Origin of the sequence: Staphylococcus sp. GDY8P72P (assembly GCF_016890655.1) — a bacterium.
Classification (GTDB): domain Bacteria; phylum Bacillota; class Bacilli; order Staphylococcales; family Staphylococcaceae; genus Staphylococcus; species Staphylococcus arlettae.
Map to the genome: position 1 here is coordinate 141,195 of NZ_JAFEQJ010000006.1, position 4,442 is coordinate 145,636.

The following is a 4,442-nucleotide window of genomic DNA, read 5'->3' on the forward strand; positions in this document are numbered from 1 at the left end:
CACCCCGGCAAGGATGACTAGTATTGAAACAAACTTGGGTTGAAGTGCATTTTCAATGCAGTCATCTAACTTCCAACATAAAAAGAGGTTGGAACAAATCAATGATGTCCTAACCTTCATAACGTAGACAAATCCTTTGCATTAATTTGCGAAGGATTTGTCTATTTTCTATTTATATAGCTTTGTCAAATTAGTAGTGCTTTTTCGTATATTTACTTAGTAGGAGTAATGTCGACCAATCGAATCATCTGATACATATAATCTATATCCTGTTGGCAATGATTATGCCAACTACAGTGGGTAAAGCACTAGCCGAAGACTACAGGCTGAGGCAGTGCCCACTGAAAGTGTGCATAAAAACTGTCAATATAAAAAGAAACTAGGACGAATCAATATTGTCCCAGCCTCTAATCAAATATCTTGTTGATTTACAGGTAACCATAATTGTATTTTTGTAAAGCTATCCTCAAAGGAAATATCGAAAGGATACACTTCTACATATAAACTGTTATGTTCATAAGGTAATGATAATTGTAAACTTGTTTCGATATAGTGCCATGCCTCATTTGTTACATAATCAATTTCACCTTGTAAATTAAACTTAGCGTATTGACGTTCTGGTAAATAACGACTTTCTAAATGCTCAGGGTATCGATCACTCGGCACGCCTACAAATATTTCTACGCCATATTCTAAAGGGCAGCTAATAACATATAATTCATATGGACTCATATTATTATAGCGCTGCAACTCAGTTATTTTACCTTCTATCACTAAATCTTCTAAAAAGTCAGGTACTTTAAACGGATTTTCAATATCTACAGAGTTAATGAATTTTGCATAACCTACCAAATTCAGACCAGCAGTTGTTTCCAATCTAAATGTATAAGGTGCTTTTTCAGTGGTAGTTACTTTCAAATATTGCCTATTTTGTACTTTTAATCGTTCTTTTTTAGCATTTGCTTGTAATGGTGAAATACCATGAAAATCACTAAAATCATATGCAAAATCATTCGTATTTGCATAATGATATTTTTTTGCTATATCAACTAAACGACCTGATCCATCAAGAAGTTCTTGTGCAGCAACAGTCATTTTTCGTGCTTGTGCATACTCACTCGGTGATAAACCAACAATCATTTTGAATGATTGATCTAAGTGATAAGGTGAAAGACCTACGTAATCACTCAATGTTTGCAAATGAAATTGTTCTAGCAAATGGTCTTCAATATAAACGATTGCTTGCTGAATTTGCTTGATAACGTCCAAAACTTTCACTCCTAAAACTTACAAAGCCGAAATCATAAAGCAACAGAAACTATGTTACAAAAGTTGCTTTCGTTTTATAAAAAATCTTATTATTACTTATGTATAGTTTACCTTATTTGAAGCTTAATAACACCTATATTGGTGTGTAACATTTTGCCCTATAAAATTTGTAGCGTTGGTGTTTCCAATAACTAAAATAATAACACAAAAAGGAACAAAGAAAAAAGCGACAACATCAGTGTAAAAAGACACTGTGTTATCGCTTTTTTGTGCTTTTAATTATTAATGAATATCATCCCACCAATGGAAACCATCTCTACTTAACAGTAAATCACTTTCCAATGGTCCATTAGAACCAGCAGTATAGTTAGGGAATTCAGGTGCTGTTTGATCCCATTCATTTTGAATAGCATCGACAAATCTCCAAGTTGATTTTAATTCTTCCCAATGAGTAAAGTTAGTAGCGTCACCATTTAAACAATCAAATAATAAGTTTTCATAAGCATCAACTGTATTCATTTTATCTTGTGCACTCATAGCATAAGATAATTGTACAGGTTCTGTCTCAATGCCTTGAACATTTTTCTTAGCATTTAAATGCAATGATACGCCTTCATTTGGTTGAATATTGATTACTAATAAATTAGAATCTAATTTTTTATCTGTTTCATAGTATAAATTCATAGGTACTTCTTTAAATTCAACAACTACTTGGATCGTTTTACTCTTCATACGTTTACCTGTACGAATATAGAATGGTACACCAGCCCATCTAAAGTTATCAATTGTCAATTTACCAGCGACAAAAGTAGGGGTCGTTGAATCTTCAGCAACACGATCTTCATCACGATATTTTCTTACTTCTTGTCCATCAATAACACCATTATCATATTGACCACGTACAAAGTTTTGGCTTACTTCTTCCGGTTCTAGTTTACGTAAAGATTTTAATGCTTTTACTTTTTCTGCACGAATGTCTTCACTGTTTAAACTAATAGGAGCCTCCATAGCTAATAATGCGACCATTTGTAACATATGATTTTGTACCATATCTTTTAGTGCACCACTTGATTCATAGTACCCGCCACGATCTTCGACACCTAATACTTCAGAAGAAGTGACTTGTATATTTGAAATGTATTTATTATTCCATAATGGTTCGAACATCGCATTTGCGAAACGTAAAACTTCAATGTTTTGTACCATATCTTTACCAAGATAGTGGTCAATTCTATATATTTCTTCTTCTTTAAATGAACGTCGAAGTTGTTCATTTAATTGTTCAGCTGAAGCCAAATCTGTGCCAAATGGTTTTTCAATTACTAAACGTTTAAAACCATCTGTATTTGTTAATCCAGAAGATTTTAAGTAATCAGAAATCACACCAAAGAATTTTGGAGCCATCGCTAAATAAAATAGCCGATTGCCTTCTAATTTAAATTCTTTATCTAATTTATTACTGTACTCTAGTAGAGATTCATAACTTGCTTCATCACTCACATCATGTTTGTGATAAAAAACATGTTCCATAAATTTATCTAAATGCTTGGTGTTTTTAACGTGTTCTTGAATTGATGATTTCACTTGACTACGGAAATCATCGTTAGTTAACTCTCTTCTACCTATACCGATAATCGCAATATGCTCATTTAAATTTTCTTGTTGGTATAAATGAAATAACGATGGGAATAGTTTTCTGTGGCTTAAATCACCTGTTGCTCCGAATATTGTTATTAAACATGGTATATTCTTATTTCTAGTACTCAAGATAAAAACCTCAATTCTTTTTTAAAATCTTCTTTAATTATAGACTAATTAATCGTATAGTTCATACCATTTTGCTTATAATCAATTTTTTCTTTACTATAACATTCTTAATTTTATATGCTAAAATGTATTCAAGAAGAGGGGGCACGTTCATGGAAATCACATTTTTCGGCACAAGTGCTGGCTTACCTACGAAAGAACGTAATACACAATCTATCGCACTTAATTTAGAACCTTATTCTAATAATATATGGTTATTTGATGTTGGTGAGGCTACACAACATCAAATCTTACACCATTCCATAAAGTTAGGCAAAATTGACCATATTTTCATAACACATATGCATGGTGATCATATTTTTGGACTACCAGGCTTATTAACAAGTCGTTCGTTCCAAGGTGGGGAAGGCAAACCATTGACCATTATAGGTCCTAAAGGGATTAAATCATTTGTCGAAACAACATTAGCTTTATCTGAATCAAGATTGAATTACACATTGACATTTATTGAACTCGACAATCATTTTGCGTATCAGCATAATGGTTTTACAGTTACAGCAGATATTTTAAATCATGGTATAACTTCATTCGGTTACCGTATTGAAGCACCACAAACCTCTGGTAAAATAGATGTTCAAGCTTTAAAATCAATAGGGCTAGAACCGGGACCTAAGTATCATGAAGTAAAAGAACACGAAACGTTTGAGTTTGAAGACGTTATTTACAATTCTTGTGATTTTAAAGGGGCACCGACACCGGGACCCATAGTTGCTATATTTGGAGATACTAAACCTTGCGCAAATGAATATCAAATTGCATTGAATGCGAATGTTATGGTGCATGAAAGTACATACATAGAAGGCGACAAAACTTTAGCGAATAATTATCACCACAGTCACATTGAAGATGTGTTTGCTTTAATGCAGAAAGCTAATGTTAAGCATAGTCTAGTAACACATATTAGCAATCGATACACACTTGAAGAGGTGGAAGCAATATATAATGACTTATTGCAAGGTGACACATTACCAAGTTTTCAATTTGTTAATGATTTTGACTCTTACCAAATATAAATAGATGAAGTAGCCTTGGACTACTTCATCTCAGTTCATACACAATGTCTAAATTTAACATTACATCGACTATACGTAATAAATGATAGCTAATTATTATTTATTTTAATAATTAGCAGTGCTTTAGCCGACTCCTGCGGAAAAGGCACTTGCCGAAGACTACAGGGTAAGGCAGTGACCACAGAATGTGTACAAAAAAAACTGCCAACAAAGTTGTAAACTTTATCGACAGTTTGAAGAGGCTGGGACAATATTAATTGTCCTAGTCTCTTTTCATATTGGCAGTAGCTGACTGCATTGAAAATGCGCTTTAAACCAAGCTTGTTTCAACGC

Annotated in this window: 3 protein-coding genes; 1 reads left to right on the plus strand and 2 read right to left on the minus strand. The window is 33.1% G+C overall.

The genetic code is table 11. The features are described from left to right. Positions 1 to 411 precede the first annotated feature (411 nt). The gene (locus JVU85_RS01890) at positions 412 to 1,269 is read right to left on the minus strand and encodes an AraC family transcriptional regulator (protein ID WP_204171442.1); all 858 of its coding nucleotides are present in this window, start codon (positions 1,267 to 1,269) and stop codon (positions 412 to 414) included. A 282-nt stretch (positions 1,270 to 1,551) separates the two neighbouring features. Continuing rightward, a complete protein-coding gene (zwf, locus tag JVU85_RS01895; protein ID WP_002511211.1) occupies positions 1,552 to 3,036 on the minus strand; it encodes a glucose-6-phosphate dehydrogenase in 1,485 nt (494 codons plus the stop codon). Between the two features lie 152 nt (positions 3,037 to 3,188). Between zwf and rnz the strand changes: the two genes are divergently transcribed. Continuing rightward, complete coding sequence (gene rnz / locus JVU85_RS01900) at positions 3,189 to 4,109, plus strand: ribonuclease Z (RefSeq protein ID WP_204171443.1); 921 nt, start codon at positions 3,189 to 3,191, stop codon at positions 4,107 to 4,109. The last annotated feature ends 333 nt before the right edge of the window (positions 4,110 to 4,442 follow it).